Source organism: Micromonospora sp. NPDC092111 (assembly GCF_044755745.1).
GTDB lineage: Bacteria > Actinomycetota > Actinomycetes > Mycobacteriales > Micromonosporaceae > Micromonospora.
Genome location: NZ_JBIVRQ010000001.1, coordinates 969,807 through 986,234 on the forward strand (window position 1 = coordinate 969,807; position 16,428 = coordinate 986,234).

The window sequence follows — 16,428 nt, forward strand, 5'->3', positions numbered from 1 at the left end:
TACCCGATGACGATGACAAGTCGGCGTACCGTCGGGTCGCAGTCAGCGTCCGACCCGGGCTCCGGCGTAGGCTTGCCCGAAGTGTTGTTTCCCACAGACCCGCCAGTTTCAAGGAGTCGCCCCGTGACCGCCGGTCGCCCGCCCCGCGTGCTCATCGACGCCACGAGTGTCCCCGCCGACCGTGGCGGCGTCGGCCGATACGTCGACGGCCTGCTCGGGGCCCTCGGCACCGTCTGCGGGGAGACAATCGACCTGGTCGTCGTCAGCCTCCGCACCGACCTGGAGCGCTACACCCGGATGCTGCCCGGCGCGGAGGTCATCCCCGCCCCGGCCGCGGTGGCCCACCGTCCGGCCCGGCTCGCCTGGGAGCAGACCGGCCTGCCGCTGCTCGCCCAGCAGGTCGGCGCGGAGGTGCTGCACTCGCCCTTCTACACCTGCCCGCTGCGGGCCGGCTGCCCGGTCACGGTCACCGTGCACGACGCGACTTTCTTCACCGAACCGGAGCACTACGACAAGTCCCGCCGGACGTTCTTCCGCAGCGCGATCAAGACGTCGCTGCGCCGGGCCAGCCGGGTGATCGTGCCGAGCAAGGCCACCCGCGACGAGCTGATCCGGCTGCTCGACGCCGACCCGACCCGGATCGACGTGGCCTACCACGGGGTCGACCACGAGGCGTTCCACGCCCCGGGCGAGGAGGAGAAGGCCCGGGTACGGGCCCGGCTGGGGCTCGGTGGCAGCAGCTACGTCGCCTTCCTCGGGGCCAAGGAGCCACGCAAGAACGTGCCCAACCTGATTCGCGGCTGGGTGCGCGCGGTGGCCGACCGGGAGGACCCGCCGGCCCTGGTGGTCGCCGGTGGTCAGGGCCACGACGACGACATCGACCGCGCGGTGGCCGAGGTCCCCTCCCACCTGCGGCTGCTGCGCCCCGGCTACCTGCGCTACGCCGACCTGCCCGGCTTCCTCGGCGGGGCGCTGGTCGCCGCGTACCCGTCGTACGGCGAGGGGTTCGGCCTGCCGATCCTGGAGGCGATGGCCTGCGCCGCTCCGGTGCTGACCACGCCCCGGCTCTCGCTGCCCGAGGTGGGTGGCGACGCGGTCGCCTACACCAGCGAGGACCCGGAGCAGATCGCCACCGACCTGGCCGCCCTCCTGGACGACGAGCAGCGCCGGCTGTCGCTGGCCAAGGCGGGCTTCGACCGGGCCAAGGAGTTCACCTGGGAGTCCAGCGCCGAGGTGCACATCGCGGCCTGGAGCCGAGCGCGTTCCTGAGTGGTCGGCGACCGTACGGCCGAGCCGTCGTCCCAACTGGGATGGTTCGGGCATGATGTGCTGATGCTCTACGCCGTCATCCCGGCGGGTGGCAGCGGCACAAGGTTGTGGCCGCTGTCCCGCGCGGGGCACCCCAAGTTCCTCCATCCGCTCACCGGCACCAGCGCCTCACTGCTCCAGGCGACCGTGGACCGGTTGGCGCCGCTGACCACACCGGAGCGCACCCTGGTGGTCACCGGCGCCGCGCACGCGGCGGCGGTGGCCCGGCAACTGACCGGTGTGCCCGAGGAGAACATCCTGGTGGAGCCCTCGCCCCGGGATTCCTGCGCGGCGATCGCGCTGGCGGCTGCGGTGATCGCGCGGCGTGACCCGGAGGCGGTGATGGGCTCCTTCGCGGCCGACCACCTGATCCGGGACGCCGCCGCCTGGGTGGAGACCGTCCGCGCGGCGGTCCGGGGCGCCGCGCAGGGGCTGCTGATGACGGTCGGGATCACGCCCACCCGGGCCGAGACCGGCTACGGCTACCTGGAGACCGGCGAGCCGACCGGCGACGGCCCGCTGCGACCGGTGGTCGAGTTCAAGGAGAAGCCGGCCGCGCCGGTCGCCGAGGCGTACCTGCGCTCGGGTCGGCATCTCTGGAACGCCAGCATGTTCGTCTGGCGGGTGGACGTCTTCCTCACCGAACTGGCCCGCCAGCAGCCGGCCCTGCACGCCGGGGTCGCCTCGATCGCGGCGGCCTGGGGCACCCCGGAGCAGGACGACGTCCTCGGCGCGGTCTGGCCGACCCTGCCGAAGATCTCCGTCGACTACGCGGTGATGGAGGGCGCGGCCACCGCCGGCCGGGTCGCCACCGTGCCGGGTGACTTCGGCTGGAACGACGTCGGCGACTTCCACACCCTCGGCGAGGTGCTCCCCGCCGACCCGTCCGGCAACGTGGTGCTGGGCACCGACGCCAAGCCCGGCGTACTGCTGCACGACGCGCACGACCTGGTGGTGGTGGCACAGTCCGGCCGGCTGGTGGCCGCCCTCGGGGTCCGCGACCTGATCGTGGTGGACACCCCGGACGCGGTGCTGGTCTGCCCCCGCGACCGGGCCCAGGACGTGAAGACGCTGGTCGACGAGCTGAAGGCCCAGGGCGAGGAGGGCCTGGTCTGACGGTCGGGGCCGTGCCGGTCAGCCGGGGCGGCGGGCGTGCGCGGCCAGTGCCGGGGCGACCAGCCGCTCCGTCCCGCCGGCCAGCGGCTCCGGCAGCCGGTCCGTCGGGAACCAGCCGAGTGCCTCGGACTCGTCGCTGACCCGCTCGACCGCGCCGGCCGGTGCGAAGACCGCGAACCGGACGTCGTGGTGCAGCGAGCCGCCCTGGCAGGCCACCGGATGGATGTCCACGTCGATCGGGACCGGGTCGACGACCAGACCGGCGATGCCCGACTCCTCGGTCGCCTCGCGCAGCGCGGCCCCGGCCAGCGTGCGGTCGGTGGGCTCGCAGTGCCCACCCAACTGCACCCAGCGGTGGAACTTGCCGTGCAGGCAGAGCAGCACCCGGGTGCCGGTGACGTCGAGCACCAGCGCGCTCGCCGTGAGGTGGCCGGGCAGGTGCCCGTGTTCCAGCGCCGTCGGGCCGTCGGCCAGCAGGGCGAGGGTGCGGTCCCGGGACTCGGCGGCGGCCGGCCCGGTCGGCGTCCAGCCGGTCAGCACCGCGACCGCGTCCGCGTGCAGCGCCGCGTTCCCGCCGCCCCGGGGCGGCGGTTCGGCTGCCGGCCCGCTCCCGGCCGTGGTCGGGCCGGCATCCTGATCCGGTACGACCATCTCCGCCGATCCGGCCCGCGCCGTCGACGCGGGCGGTGTCCCGGGGACGGGCGGGTGGGTCGCCGGGGAAGGGGTCTGCCGGGTCGCTGGGGTGGGGGTGCGCCGCTGCTCGGCGGGGGACGACGGGGCAGGGCTGGTGGCGGGCATCCCGACACTCTACGAGCGTGTGCTCCGTACCCTGGCGCGGTGAGCCTGAGACTCGTCGAGTTCGTGGTGGCCGGCAACGAGGCCAGCGACCTGCTGCCGGTCCGGTCCCCGGCGTTGCTGCGGGCGTACGGCGCCACCCGTGGTTTCTGGACGGTGCTGGACGAGGGCCCGGTGGAAAGCTGCCTGGCCCTGCTGCTGGAGCGCACCGACGGCGAGTGGGTCGCGCACCATGTGCCGGCCGACGCCGGGGCGGAGAACGGCCGCACCGAGGACGGTGAGGCGCTGGCCCACCACGACGGCTGGGTGTACGTCTTCGGGTCGCACTTCGGCTCGAAGGCCGGCCCGCTGCGCCCGCGCCGGGCGTTCGTGGCCCGGTTCCGCGAGGACGACGCCGCCACCGGGACGCTGCCGGTGCGGGTGGTCCGCAACCGGTTCCGGGTGCACCGCGCGATCAACGACGCGTTGGCGAAGGCGCCGTTCACCCCGCTGCCGCCCGGCGACCGGGTGCGGGACCGGTTCATCGTCGAGACGGTGGCCCGGGGCACCGCCAGGGCCAAGGGCTGGGTGAGCCGACTGGCCGGGGACGACCTGCCGCTCAACGTCGAGGCGGCGGCGTTCCACCCGGACGGCACGGTGCTGCTGGGGCTTCGCTTCCCGGTCACCGTCGACGGTGAGCCGGTCCTGGTCGAGCTGGCCGGGGTGCCGGAGATGTTCGCCCCGGGCGGCGGGTGGCCGCGCGCCGGCCGGGCGTACGCGCTGACCGGGGTGACCCCGCCCGGCGAGCTGGTCGGCTTCCGCGCGCTCACCCCGACCGCCGACGGCGGGTACGCGGCGGTGACCGGTTCGATCGACGCCCTCGGCAAGGGCTCGGTGCTGCTGGACGACCATCCGGCGGGCGGCGAGGTGACCTCGCGGCACGTCCGGTTCCGGTGGGAGCCGACCGACGACGGCCGGATCCCCGCCGAGCTGGTGGCCGAGCTGGCGCCGTTCCGGCACGTGGAGGGGCTGGCCGAGCTGGACGGGCGCTGCTTCTACGTCACCGACGAGGACCATCGGGTGGCGCTCTGGCTCGGCTGACGGCCCGTCGGGACGGACGGTACGCCCGGGTGACACCTCTGCGGAACCAGGGCCGCAGACCCTCGTGGTGCCTCCCGGGCGCCACGTTTCCCCTGGGCCCCAGGTCGCCCGGATACTCGTACCCGGCAGTAAGGAGCATGCCAAGCGGGGGCCCGGCCGTCGAGGTCTTTCAGTCCACGCTTAAAAGTGGAGATAAGTGCCGCCCGGTACAGTGCAGGGGGACCGGTGGGCGTTCCCCTGCCCGCCCCAGGAGCGCTCCATGCTGACCATCCACTTCTCCCAGGAGGACATCCTCCGGACCCGGGTCGCCCCCGCCGCCGACCCGGTCTGGGAGTTGGTCCTCAGCCTGCACCTGCTCCAGGGGCGCAGCCGTGATCCGCTGCTGGCGCACTGGCGCCGGGGGGTCGCCGCCAGGCTGCGCCGGGACACCGCCGCCGACCAGTTCCGGTTGCTGTTCGCGCTGAACCCGCCGCGCGGCTACTTCCCCGACTTCCTCACCCCGTACGAGAGCGTGGCGGGTTTCGAGGCGGGACTGGACGCGGTCCGGTCCACCCCGTCCGCGCTGCTGCGCCGGGACCTGACGGTGCTGGCCGGGGCGAACCCGCTGCCGTCGTCCGCCGCCGCACTGGCCCGGGGCGAGCCGGAGGTGATGCGGCACCTGACGGACTCGATGACGCAGTACCGCTCGGTGGCGATCGACCCGTACTGGGGGCGGATCCGGGCCGCCGTGGAGGCCGACCGCGCGGTGCGGGCCCGCGCCCTGCTCGACGGCGGCGCGGAGGGGCTGTTGGCCAGCCTGCGGCCGGGGATGCGCTGGGAATCCGGCGTCCTCCAGGTCCTGGACTACCCGGACCACCGGGAGTTGCATCTGGACGGCCGGGGTCTGCTGCTGGTGCCGTCGTTCTTCTGCGCGCGTACCCCGGTGGCCCTGCTCGATCCGGCGCTGCCCCCGGTGCTCGTCTATCCGGTGGACCGGCTCGGTGGCCTGGCACCGGCCTCCGGCGAGGGGGCCCGGCCGACCCTCGACGGCAGTCGGGCGGCGCTGGCCGCGTTGCTCGGCCGCACCCGGGCCGCGGTGCTCGAAGCAAGCGACGACGGTGCCACCACGGGTGAGGTGGCCCGCCGGCTGCACATCTCCGCCGCCGCGGCCAGCCAGCACACCGCCGTGCTGCGCAATGCCGGGCTGCTGGTCAGCCGGCGGGACCGCAACACCGTCCTGCACACCCTGACCCCACTCGGCCGCGCCATGCTCGACGCCTGACCCTCCGCCCCGGCCAGTGCCCGCTCGCAGCCCGGCACGTCCCCGCAGACCACCGTCGCGCCCTGCCCCCGTGCCCCCGTGCCCTGGCCCCGTGCCCGCGCCCTGGCCCCGTGCCCGCGCGCCCTGGCCCCGTGCCCGCGCGCCCTGGCCCCGTGTCCGCGCCCTGGCCCGGGCCCCATGCCCCGCGCGCCCGGGCTGGGTGCGTGGCGGGCGTTGATCGACTCCGGATCGCCGAAATGGCGGTATCCGGGGCCTTCGGATACCGCCACTTCGCCGATACGGAGTCGACCATGGCTGGGCTGCTGGGCTGCTGGGCGCGCTGGGCGGTCGGGCGGTCGGGCCGCCCGGGGCGGTGGGTGCTCGGGCCGTCGGGGTGGGTGGGTCAGACCGCCAGGCAGGCGCTGGCGGTGGTGCCCGCCGGGGGTGGCAGCAGCGCCGACGGGACGCCCTCGGCGGCCAGCGCGGTACGCAGCCGTTGCAGGTCGGCGCCGAAGCGCACCAGATCGGGCTGGTCGACGGGGGTGGGCGCGGCACCGAGCACCAGACCGGTCGCCCCGGCCGGCCAACCCTCGACGGTGGCCACCAGCCCGGCGCGTACCTCGTCGTCGGTGACCTGGGTGAAGGTGGTGCCGGGGGCGACCACCTCGGCCACCACGGCGATCGCTCGGTCGACCGCCGCCGGGTCGGCCGGTGCCTCGCCGGTGCCGTCGGCCAGGGTCGCGGCGGCGCGCAGTCCGGCCGCCGTCGCCTCGGCGGTGCCGAGGGAGAACAGGTCCAGCGCGCTCTCCCGGATTAGCACGGCGGCCCCGGCGTCCTCGTCGGCCGGGCGGCTCGCCGGCAGGTAGCCACGGACCACGGCCACCGGCACCTGGTCGCACTTGCCCTTGATCAGCTCGCCGGCGCCGGCCAGCTCGTCGACCACGGCCATCTGGGTCAGTTGCAGCTCGTTGCCGTACGGGTCGACCTCGCCCCGGTGGTCCCGGATGGCGGCCATCCCGGCCACGCCGAGCGCCACGTCGGTCAGCCCGTTGCGCCAGGGCCGGCCCATCGTGTCGCTGATGATCACGGCGACGTCCACCCGGTAGCGGTCGCGCAGCGCGGCGCGCAGCGCCCGGGCCGAGGCGTCCGGGTCCTCCGGCAGCAGCACCAGCCGGGTCTTGTCGACGTTCGAGGCGTCGATCCCGGCGGAGGCCATCACGAAGCCGTGGTGGGTCTGCACGATCCGGGTCTGGCCCCGGGTCGCCACCACCCGGGCGGTCTCGGCGGCCAGCACCTCGTCCCGGGCGGCGAGCCGTTCCGGACCGTCGGCCGGTACGTCCACCAGCCGCCCCTCGGCCTTCGACACGATCTTGCTGGTCACCACCAGCACGTCGCCGTCGCGCAGCCACGGCGCGGCGGTACCGATCAGCACCGCCAGGTCGTCGCCCTCGGTCACGTCGCCGATGCCCGGCACCGGCAGGATCTCCAGCCTCACACCAGCTCCATCGCGGCCCGCACCATCGCCGCCGTCGCCGCCTCGTCGGTCATCCGCAGCGGGACCGACCGGACCGTCACCCCGGGCACCGTTGTGTCGTCGTCCTCCGGCGCGACCAGCCAGCCGTCGAGCAGGCCGCCCTCGCTCCGGCCACCGTACAGCCGGCCCACCCCGGCCGCGCTGCAGTCCACGCCGAGCACCGACAGGCAGCGGTCGGCCATCCCGCGCACCGGTGCGCCGCCGATGATCGGGGACACCCCGACGACCGGGGCGGAGCCGCCGGCGACCGCGTCGCGCAGCCCGGGTACCGCCAGCACCGGGGCGATGCTCACCACCGGGTTGCTCGGCGCGACCAGCACCACGTCGGCGGCGGCCAGCGCCTCGGTGACCCCGGGGGCCGGCTTGGCGCTCTCCGCGCCGACGAAGACGAACCGGTGGGTGGGGACGGCGGCCCGGTACCGGACCCACCACTCCTGGAAGTGGATCGCCCGCTGGCCGCCGTCCAGGCCGACCACCGCGTGCGTCTCCAGCCGGTCGTCGGTGGCCGGGAGCAGCCGTACGCCCGGCTGCCAGCGCGCGGCCAGCGCCTCGGTGACCTGCGACAGCGGGTATCCGGCGGTGAGCATGGTGGTGCGCACCAGGTGGGTGGCGACGTCCTTGTCACCGAGTGAGAACCAGGTCGGCTCGGCCCCGTACGCGGCCAGCTCCTCCTTGACCGTCCAGCTCTCGCCGACCCGTCCCCAGCCGCGTTCCGGGTCGGCGCCGCCGCCCAGGGTGTAGAGGACGCTGTCCAGGTCGGGGCAGACCTTCAGGCCGTGCAGGTACAGGTCGTCGCCGACGTTGACCACGGCGGTCACCTCGGCGCCCACCTCACGGGCGTACGCCCGGACGCCGAGCAGGAAACGGGCTCCCCCGATGCCGCCGGTCAGAACCACGATGCGCATGTCGTCCATCCTCGCGCACGAGACGCCTGCGGTCGGCCGGTGCCCCGGGAGACTAGGCTCACGTCGGCATCGTCCGTTTCGCCCCGAGGGAGAGTTCGTGACCAGCCCCGCCGAGCCCGCGTCGCACGACGCGTCGCAGGCCCGCCAGATCACCGCACCCCTGCGCGAACTCGCCGCGCTCGTCCTGCTCGGCGCGAACGCCGTGCTGCTCTTCGTCGGGCTCGTCCGGCTGCTCGTACCGGCATCGGAATACAGCACCTTCTCGGGGCGGGCGGGCAGCGAGTTCTTCGCCTTCGTCGGCATCGAGGCCACGGTGCTGCCGCTGTTGGCGGTGCTGCTGGCCACCCACGTCGCGCCGGTGTCGTCCCGGGCGAAACAGCTCACCCAGTTGGCCGTCGGCGAGTACGCCTTCGGTGCCCTGTTCGGCGCGCTGACCTTCCTGATCTGGTTGGTCGGCCGGCTGGCCGAGGCGGAGGTGCTCGACGCCCTGCTCGGCATGCTGACCCGGGCGGCCTGGTTCGCGGTCTTCCTGGTGGCCGCCTTCGTGGTGTACCGGATCTGGCGCACCCTCTACTACGTCCCGAGGCCGAAGCCGCAGCCCGGCGTCTACGGGCAGCCGCAGCCCGGCTGGCCGCAGCAGCCGCCCCAGGGCGGCTACCCGAGCGCGGGCTACCCGCCCCCGGGCGGCCAGTACGGGCCGCCGTCGTTCACCCCGCCGCAGTCGGCCCCGCCGTTCGGTGTTCCGCCGCAGTCCGGGCCGCCGTTCGGTGTTCCGCCGCAGTCGGCCCCGCCGTTCGGTGTTCCGCCCCAGTCCGCCCCGCCGTTCGGTACCCCGCCGCAGTCTGGGCCGCCGCAGTCCGGGCCGTCGTTCGGGGTGCCGCCGCAGCCGGCCCCGCCGTTCGGCGGCGCACCCCAGTCCGCGCCGCCGGTGGGCGGGCCGAACGTGGCCCCGCCGTTCGGGCAGCCCCCGTCGGCGGACCCGACCCAGGCCATCCCGCGCCAGCCGGGCGAGCCCACCGCCGGCTCGGGGGACGTGGAGGCCGACCGCACCCAGCCGTTCCGCCGGGACGACCCGAACTCCCCGCACTGAGCCCAGCCCGGGTCGTCCCACTGCACGGCCGGAACGACCCGAACTCCCCGCACTGAATCCGATCCGGGTCGTCCCGCCGCCCGGCCGGGACGACCGGATCCCGCGCACCGGGTCCGGCCCGGGTCGTCCCGTCGTATCGGTGGGACGACCCGAGCACCGGACGTCGGGCCGGTCCGGTCCGGGTCGGCCCGGCCGGGGCGATCTCACACCGGGTCGCGTGCCCGCCCGGCCGTCCCGCCCAGCGCCTAGGCTGAGCGGATGGTTGACCGCACCGATACCGGACCGACCTCGGCGAGCGTCCGGCGGGCGCTGGGCCGGGCCGCCACCGGGCGCGCGCTGGACGTCGACGAGGCGACCGCGTTGCTGGCCGCCCGGGGGCCCGAGCTGGACGAACTGCTCCGGATCGCCGGGGAGCTGCGGGACGCCGGGCTGCGCGACGCCGGGCGGCCGGGCGTGGTGACGTACTCGAAGAAGGTCTTCATCCCGCTGACCCGGCTCTGCCGGGACCGCTGCCACTACTGCACCTTCGCCACCGTGCCGCACCGGCTGCCGGCGGCCTTCCTCGAACCGGACGAGGTGCTGGCGATCGCCCGGCAGGGCGCGGCGCTGGGCTGCAAGGAGGCGCTGTTCACCCTCGGCGACCGGCCGGAGGAGCGCTGGCCGGCGGCCCGCGAGTGGCTGGACCAGCGCGGCTACGACTCCACTCTGGACTACCTGCGGGCCTGCGCGGTGACGGTGCTGGAGGAGACCGGGCTGTTGCCGCACCTCAACCCCGGCGTGCTCTCCTGGTCGGAGCTGCAACGGCTCAAACCGGTGGCGCCGAGCATGGGGATGATGCTGGAGACCACCGCGACCCGGCTCTGGTCGGAGCCGGGTGGCCCGCACTTCGGCTCGCCCGACAAGGAACCGGCGGTGCGGCTGCGGGTCCTCGACGACGCCGGCCGGGTCGGGGTGCCGTTCACCACCGGCATCCTGATCGGCATCGGCGAGACCCCGGCCGAGCGGGTCGACGCGATCTTCGCGATCCGCCGGTCACACCGGGAGTACGGCCACCTCCAGGAGGTGATCGTGCAGAATTTCCGCGCCAAGCCGGACACGGCGATGCGTGGCATGCCCGACGCCGAGCTGCGCGACCTGGCCGCCACGGTGGCGGTGGCCCGGCTGCTGCTCGGCCCGAAGGCCCGGATCCAGGCCCCGCCGAACCTCATCGAGGGCGAGTACGACCTGTTGCTGCGGGCTGGCATCGACGACTGGGGCGGGGTGTCCCCGCTGACCCCGGACCACGTCAACCCGGAGCGGCCCTGGCCGCAGCTCGACGAGCTGGCCCGGCACACCGCGCAGTCCGGCTTCACCCTGCGCGAGCGGCTGACCGTCTACCCGGAGTACGTCCGGGCCGGTGACCCGTGGCTCGACCCCCGGCTGCTGCCGCACGTCACCGCGCTCGCCGAGCCGGCGACCGGGCTGGCCGTGGCGGCGGCCCGGCCGGTGGGCCGCCCGTGGCAGGAGCCGGAGGAGGTCTTCGGCGGCGGCCGGACCGACCTGCACGCCACCATCGACACCACCGGCCGCACCGACGACCGGCGGGGAGACTTCGACAGCGTCTACGGGGACTGGGCCGAGGTGGCCGGCAAGGTGCGCCCGGCCGCGTCCGGCGTATCCGGGCAGGGCCGGACGGGCGCGGACGGCGACCTGCGGGCCGGCCTGCGGCTGGCGGCGGACGACCCGGCGGCGCTGCTGACGCCCCGGCACGAGGGCGCGGCGCTGGCGCTGTTCGGCGCGGACGGACCGGCCCTGGAGGAGCTGTGCCGGCTCGCCGACGACGTGCGCCGGGACACCGTCGGCGACGACGTCACCTACGTGGTCAACCGCAACATCAACTTCAGCAACGTCTGCTATGTGGGCTGCCGGTTCTGCGCCTTCGCCCAGCGTGAGCGGGACGCCGACGCCTTCCGGCTCTCGGTGGAGCAGGTCGCCGACCGGGCCGAGGAGGCGTGGGCGGCCGGCGCGAGCGAGGTCTGCCTCCAGGGCGGCATCGACCCGAAGTTGCCGGTCACCGGCTATGCCGACCTGGTCCGGGCGATCAAGGCGCGGGTGCCCGGCATGCACGTGCACGCCTTCTCCCCGATGGAGATCGTCACCGCCGCCGCCAAGGCCGGGGTGCCGGTACGGGAGTGGCTGTCGATGCTGCGCGAGGCCGGGCTGGACACCATCCCGGGCACCGCCGCCGAGATCCTCGACGACGACGTGCGCTGGGTGCTCACCAAGGGCAAGCTGCCGGCCGCCGCCTGGGTCGAGGTGGTGAGCACGGCCCACGAGCTGGGCATCCGGTCCAGCTCCACGATGATGTACGGCCACGTCGACCACCCCGGCCAGTGGCTGGCCCACTTCCGGGTGCTGGCCGGGGTGCAGGACCGTACCGGCGGGTTCACCGAGTTCGTGGCGCTGCCGTTCGTGCACACCAACGCCCCGATCTACCTGGCCGGTATCGCCCGGCCCGGCCCGACCTGGCGGGAGAACCGGGTGGTGCACGCGATGTCCCGGCTGCTGCTGCACGGGCGGATCGGCAACATCCAGTGCTCCTGGGTGAAGCTGGGTGACCAGGGCACCGTGGCGATGCTCAACGGCGGCTGCAACGACCTCGGCGGCACCCTGATGGAGGAGACCATCTCCCGGATGGCCGGCTCGGGTAACGGTTCCGCCCGTACCGAGGAGCAGTTGCAGGCGATCGCCGCCGCCGCCGGACGACCGGCCCGCAAGCGGACGACCGCGTACGGTCACCCCGCCGCGTAGCGTCGAACCTTTCGCGGGTGCCGGCCGTACCAGTGTTCGCCGGCGGCGGTTGAGGCGAGGGCCGCCGTCGGCGACCTCGCGAGCCACCGCGGGCGCTTCAGGGTGCCGCCGGAGGAAAGGTTCCCCATGACGAGTGATGAGCGGAAGTGGCGCTGGCCGCGACTGACCCGCCGGCAGACGTTGACCGCCGCGGCGAGCGCCACCCTGGGCGCCGCCGCCCTCACCGTGCCGGGTCTGTCGGCCGCGCAGAACACCCCGTCGGCGAACGGCAAGGACGGTCCGATCGTGGTCCACCTGCGCGACGCCGCCTCCGGGACGATGGACGTCTTCGTCGGCACGTCCCGGATCGAGGTGCGCGACCGCGGTCTGGCGGACCGGCTGCGGCGCGCCGCCGGGCGGCGCTGAACCTCCGGTCTCCCTCTCTCGACCTGGCGCGGGCGCTCCGCGCCGGGTCGGCCCTGCCCTGACTTCCGCACTCACCCCGCAAAGGTTGGTCCGCCATGTCGTCCCACCGCGAAGCGCCGGAGATAGCCAAGGACCCGGTCGCCGACAGTTCCGACCTGTACGCCTTCGTCAGCCCCGACCGGCCGGACTCGGTGACGCTGATCGCCAACTATGTGCCGTTGCAGCTCCCCTCCGGCGGCCCGAACTTCTTCGAGTTCGGCGACGACGTGCGGTACGAGATCCATATCGACAACGACGGTGACGGCCATCCCGACGTGACCTACCGGTTCGAATTCACCACCGAGATCACGAATCCGAACAGCTTTCTCTACAACACCGGGCCGATCGAGTCGCTGGACAGCAGGAACTGGAACCGGCGGCAGTTCTACAGGCTGACCCGGGTGGCCGACGGTCGGGAGCGCGTACTGGCGCACAAGCTGCCCTGCCCGCCGTGCAACGTCGGGCCGCTGTCCATCCCGAAGTACTCGGACCTGGTCCGGCAGGCGACGTACAGGCTGTCGACGGGGGAGAAGGTGTTCGCCGGGCAGCGCGCGGACGGCTTCTTCGTCGACCTGGGCGCGATCTTCGACCTGGGTACCCTGCGGCCGTTCCAGCAGCTACACGTGGCCGGCAAGAAGCTGTTCAGGACCGAGGGCGAGCCGGTCAACGCGGTGGACCGGATGAACGTGCACAGCATCGCGGTACAGGTCCCGCTGGACAAGGTGCGCCGCCGGGTCAACCGGTACGGGGTGGGTGACCGCGCGTCGGTCGTCGGGGTGTGGACGACGGCCTCCCGCCAGCAGGTGCGGGTGCTCGGTGACCGGGTCGCCACGGACACGGCGGCCGGCCCGTGGACCCAGGTCTCCCGGCTCGGCAATCCGCTGTTCAACGAGGTCATCGTGCCGATGTCCAAGAAGGACCTGTGGAACACGCTGCCGCCGTCCGAGGACAAGCGGTTCGCCCGGTTCGTGGAGCAGCCGGAGTTGGCCGCCCTGCTGCCGGCCCTCTACCCGGGGGTCTTCCCCAACCTGGACAGACTCAACAAGTCCAGGAAGGCCCGGGCCGACCTGGTCGCCATCCTGCTGACCGGCATCCCGGCCGGGCTGATCGACGGCTTCACCAACACCACCGGCGACGTCCAGGCCGACATGCTGCGGTTGAACACCGCGATCCGGCCGAGCCACCAGCCCGGCCGGTTCGGGGTGCTCGGTGGTGACCTGGCGGGCTTCCCGAACGGCCGGCGGGTCGGCGACGACGTGGTGAGCATCGCGTTGCGGGCCGTCGCCGGGGTCACCGTGCCGTTGGTGGACCGGGCGTTCAGCCCGGACGCGGCGGCCGGCGCGGTCACCCCCGGGTTGAGTGCCGCCGACGTGACGGCGCCCTTCCTGGCCGACTTCCCCTTCCTCGGCACGCCGTACGACGGGTTCAACAACCCGCCCGCGGCGAAGTCCTGACCGGACGGAGCCCGGCATGAACAATCACCATCACCATCGGTACGGGCCGACCGGGAGCGGCACGGTGATGCTCGACGTCGGCGGGGAGACCGGCGCTCTGATCATCCACACCGGCCGGGAACAGCACGGTCGGGAGATCGAGATCAGCCGGGCCGACCAGGGCGGCACGGTGCGGACACACTCCGCGGTGCGGGAGCGGATCGTCCGGGACGGGGTGTTCCACAGCGCCGTCTACCCGGATCTGACGGCCGGCCTCTATACCGTCTGGTGGGACGAGGAGACGCCTGCCGGAGCGATCTCCGTCACCGGCGGCGCGATCGCCGAATTCGTCTGGCCGAGCAGCCCACCACGGTCGGGCTGATCGCTGGGAGCCCGTACCTACCGCAGCGCCCCGTCCACATCGTGGACGGGGCGCTGTCGGCGTTTCCGGCTCGGCGGGCGGTCCGGACCGAACCGCGTTAACCTGTCCCCCACCAAGATCCTGATCTTGGTGGGCTGGTCCACCGGAGCCTCTGCCGGCGTACCCCGGCGGCGTCCACGGTGGCGACGCCACGGCAGAAATCTCGGGCAACTCGCCGGAGAGGGCGTTACTCGTCCGGGGTCTGAATCGATAGGGCAGGTTGCGAGGCCGGGTGGTCCGGGTGGCCGTCCGGCGACGTGTCGGGAGGGCGACTCCATTATCAAGTTCGGCTTGACGGCGCACGCATTACACGCGTGTAATTTGAATGGGGTTGTTCGCACGGAACGCAACAAATAGGGACCGGACGGACAAGCACGCCTTTCGCGTGGGGGGTTGCAGCGGCGGTGACGTCGGTGCGCGACAAGGAGGCATCTGATGGACGGCCAGCTTGAGGTGGCCGACCTGCTCGGAAACGCGCCGGAGTGGCAGGAGCGGGCACTCTGCTCGCAGACCGACCCGGAAGCGTTCTTTCCCGAGAAGGGCGGCTCGACCCGCGAGGCGAAGCGGATCTGTTCGCGGTGCGAGGTCAAGACGGAATGCCTCGAATACGCTCTCGGCCACGACGAGCGGTTCGGGATCTGGGGTGGGCTCTCCGAGCGGGAGCGGCGCAAGCTCAAGCGGCGGGCCGCCTGAGCCGACGGGTCGGGCCAGGGCGGTGGGGGCCGCCCGGCTCACGTCCGGTGCGGTCGCGGGGGTGACCGGCGCCGGGAAGGGTCAGGCCAGTTCGTCCGGGTCGACCCCGAGCAGATTCGCCACCTGCTCGATGATCACGTCGTGTACCAGGTCGGCCAGGTCCTCGCGGTCCATCGCGCGGAACTCCAGCGGCCGACGGTAGAGCACGATCCGGGGCGGCACCTCCTGCCGGCCGGGGCGGCCGGGCAGCAGCCGGGCCAGCGGCACCTCGCCGTCCTCCAGCACATCCGAGTCGTACACGTTCAGGTCCGGCGGGACGTCCTCGACGGCGAACTCGACACCGGCCAGTTCCTTGGCGAAGCGGCGCTCCAGCGTCTCGACGGTGTCCAGCACCAGGTCGTCGAAGACCTCGGCCTTGGTCCGGGCCAGCGGCACGGTCGCCGGCACCAGCCGCCCGCGCAGGCCGCGTCCGTGGCGGTCGCGGTGGGTGCGCCGGCTGGAGCCGGGGCGGCGGTGTTCCGGGCTCGTCATGAGCAAAAGGGTAGCCCCCGGTGCGCCCCGGCCTGCGGCAGCGCCGCACCGGCGGCGCGGCGGGTGCGGCGGCGTGCCGCCGGTGTGCCGGCGGCGCGGCGGGGCGGGTGCGTGGCGGCACTGCGGTGCGGCGGGCGGTGCGGCGGTGCGGCGGCGGGCGGTGCGGCGGGTGCGTGGCGGCACTGCGGTGCGGTGGCGTGCCGGCGGCACTGCGGCGGCGCCGGCGGCGTGGCGGCGGCGTGGCGGCAATGCGGCGGCGTGCCGGTGGCGCGGCACTGTGGCGGCGGCGTACCGGCGGCATGGCGTGCCGGCGGCGTGCCGGCATTGCGGCAGCGCCGCACCGGCGGCGTGGCGGCATTGCGGCGACGGCGTGCCGGCGGCACTGCGGTAGTGCCGTAACGGCGGCGCGGCTTGCGACACCAGGTGCGAATTGTGATCACCGTGACGGGCGTGTCGCAACGCGAACCGGTGCGCCGGACCCGGTAATGGGGATACCCTGCCGCCTGTGAGGTCACCACGGCGCTGCTCCCGTAACGGCTGCCCCCGGCAAGCGGTCGCCACATTGACCTATGTCTACAACGAGTCGACCGCCGTGGTGGGCCCGCTGGCGGCGTTCGCCGAGCCGCACACGTACGACCTCTGCGAGCCGCACGCCCGGAGCCTGACCGCTCCCCGAGGCTGGGACGTGGTCCGGCACGAGGGCGAGTTCGAACCGCCGCCGCCCACCACCGACGACCTGGTCGCCCTGGCCGAGGCCGTCCGTGAGGCGGCCCGCCCGGTCGCCCCCAGGCCGCCCGCCGAGGGTGACCAGGACGCGCACCACCAGAACCCCTCGACTGGGCGTCGCGGCCACCTCCGCGTCATCCCGCCCAACCACTGACCCGCCGGCACCAGCCCCGCCGGCACCAGCCCCGCCGGCATCAGCCCCGCCGGCGGCACCCCCGGCCCTGTGCCCGCCCGCTCTGCCTCCGCCCGCTCTGCCTCCGCCCGCTCTGCCTCCGCCCGCTCTGCCTCCGCCCGCTCTGCCTTCGCGCTCGCCCTGCCTTCG

At 74.2% G+C, this 16,428-nt stretch carries 15 protein-coding genes; 11 read left to right on the forward strand and 4 right to left on the reverse strand.

What is annotated here, in order from left to right:
* The first annotated feature begins 123 nt into the window (after positions 1-123).
* Both ACIQG9_RS04045 and ACIQG9_RS04050 read left to right on the forward strand, forming a co-directional pair.
* Positions 124-1,269, forward strand: coding sequence for a glycosyltransferase family 4 protein (locus tag ACIQG9_RS04045; RefSeq protein WP_400398202.1), 1,146 nt, complete (start codon positions 124-126; stop codon positions 1,267-1,269).
* A 63-nt stretch (positions 1,270-1,332) separates the two neighbouring features.
* Positions 1,333-2,424 carry a mannose-1-phosphate guanylyltransferase gene (locus ACIQG9_RS04050; RefSeq protein ID WP_400398204.1) on the forward strand — a complete coding sequence of 364 codons (1,092 nt, stop codon included), beginning with the start codon at positions 1,333-1,335 and terminating at the stop codon, positions 2,422-2,424.
* Positions 2,425-2,442: 18 nt separating this feature from the next.
* Here ACIQG9_RS04050 and ACIQG9_RS04055 read toward each other — a convergent pair whose 3' ends face one another.
* On the reverse strand, positions 2,443-3,075 hold the full coding sequence (locus ACIQG9_RS04055; RefSeq protein WP_400398206.1) for an NUDIX hydrolase: 633 nt from the start codon (positions 3,073-3,075) through the stop codon (positions 2,443-2,445).
* A 186-nt stretch (positions 3,076-3,261) separates the two neighbouring features.
* Here ACIQG9_RS04055 and ACIQG9_RS04060 point away from each other — a divergent pair, with 186 nt between their 5' ends.
* Together ACIQG9_RS04060 and ACIQG9_RS04065 are read left to right on the forward strand one after the other, a co-directional pair.
* On the forward strand, positions 3,262-4,299 hold the full coding sequence (locus ACIQG9_RS04060; protein ID WP_400398207.1) for a hypothetical protein: 1,038 nt from the start codon (positions 3,262-3,264) through the stop codon (positions 4,297-4,299).
* Between the two features lie 259 nt (positions 4,300-4,558).
* Positions 4,559-5,560, forward strand: a complete 1,002-nt coding sequence (locus ACIQG9_RS04065; RefSeq protein WP_400398209.1) for a transcriptional regulator — start codon at positions 4,559-4,561, stop codon at positions 5,558-5,560.
* 382 nt (positions 5,561-5,942) lie between these two features.
* Here the strand turns inward: ACIQG9_RS04065 and ACIQG9_RS04070 are convergent, their stop codons facing one another.
* Both ACIQG9_RS04070 and cofD read right to left on the reverse strand, forming a co-directional pair.
* Positions 5,943-7,034, reverse strand: a complete 1,092-nt coding sequence (locus ACIQG9_RS04070) for a coenzyme F420-0:L-glutamate ligase (RefSeq protein ID WP_400398210.1) — start codon at positions 7,032-7,034, stop codon at positions 5,943-5,945.
* Complete coding sequence (gene cofD, locus ACIQG9_RS04075) at positions 7,031-7,978, reverse strand: 2-phospho-L-lactate transferase (RefSeq protein ID WP_400398212.1); 948 nt, start codon at positions 7,976-7,978, stop codon at positions 7,031-7,033. Before cofD ends, ACIQG9_RS04070 begins: the two co-directional genes overlap by 4 nt.
* Before the next feature lie 97 nt (positions 7,979-8,075).
* Between cofD and ACIQG9_RS04080 the strand changes: the two genes are divergently transcribed.
* From ACIQG9_RS04080 to ACIQG9_RS04105, 6 genes are all read left to right on the forward strand, one after another.
* Entirely contained in the window at positions 8,076-9,068 is a 993-nt protein-coding gene (locus ACIQG9_RS04080; RefSeq protein ID WP_400398214.1) for a hypothetical protein, read from the forward strand.
* 258 nt (positions 9,069-9,326) lie between these two features.
* Positions 9,327-11,858 carry a bifunctional FO biosynthesis protein CofGH gene (locus tag ACIQG9_RS04085; protein ID WP_400398216.1) on the forward strand — a complete coding sequence of 844 codons (2,532 nt, stop codon included), beginning with the start codon at positions 9,327-9,329 and terminating at the stop codon, positions 11,856-11,858.
* 126 nt (positions 11,859-11,984) lie between these two features.
* Positions 11,985-12,263 carry a hypothetical protein gene (locus ACIQG9_RS04090; RefSeq protein ID WP_400398218.1) on the forward strand — a complete coding sequence of 93 codons (279 nt, stop codon included), beginning with the start codon at positions 11,985-11,987 and terminating at the stop codon, positions 12,261-12,263.
* A 95-nt stretch (positions 12,264-12,358) separates the two neighbouring features.
* Entirely contained in the window at positions 12,359-13,756 is a 1,398-nt protein-coding gene (locus ACIQG9_RS04095) for a DUF4331 domain-containing protein (RefSeq protein ID WP_400398220.1), read from the forward strand.
* A 16-nt stretch (positions 13,757-13,772) separates the two neighbouring features.
* Positions 13,773-14,117, forward strand: coding sequence for a phospholipase (locus ACIQG9_RS04100; RefSeq protein WP_400398221.1), 345 nt, complete (start codon positions 13,773-13,775; stop codon positions 14,115-14,117).
* 474 nt (positions 14,118-14,591) lie between these two features.
* Positions 14,592-14,849 carry a WhiB family transcriptional regulator gene (locus ACIQG9_RS04105; protein ID WP_007455784.1) on the forward strand — a complete coding sequence of 86 codons (258 nt, stop codon included), beginning with the start codon at positions 14,592-14,594 and terminating at the stop codon, positions 14,847-14,849.
* A gap of 81 nt (positions 14,850-14,930) precedes the next feature.
* Here the strand turns inward: ACIQG9_RS04105 and ACIQG9_RS04110 are convergent, their stop codons facing one another.
* Positions 14,931-15,380 carry a metallopeptidase family protein gene (locus ACIQG9_RS04110; RefSeq protein ID WP_400398222.1) on the reverse strand — a complete coding sequence of 150 codons (450 nt, stop codon included), beginning with the start codon at positions 15,378-15,380 and terminating at the stop codon, positions 14,931-14,933.
* A gap of 505 nt (positions 15,381-15,885) precedes the next feature.
* On the opposite strand from ACIQG9_RS04110, the gene ACIQG9_RS04115 reads away from it, so the two are divergent.
* Positions 15,886-16,260, forward strand: a complete 375-nt coding sequence (locus tag ACIQG9_RS04115) for a DUF3499 domain-containing protein (protein WP_400398224.1) — start codon at positions 15,886-15,888, stop codon at positions 16,258-16,260.
* Positions 16,261-16,428: the final 168 nt, after the last annotated feature.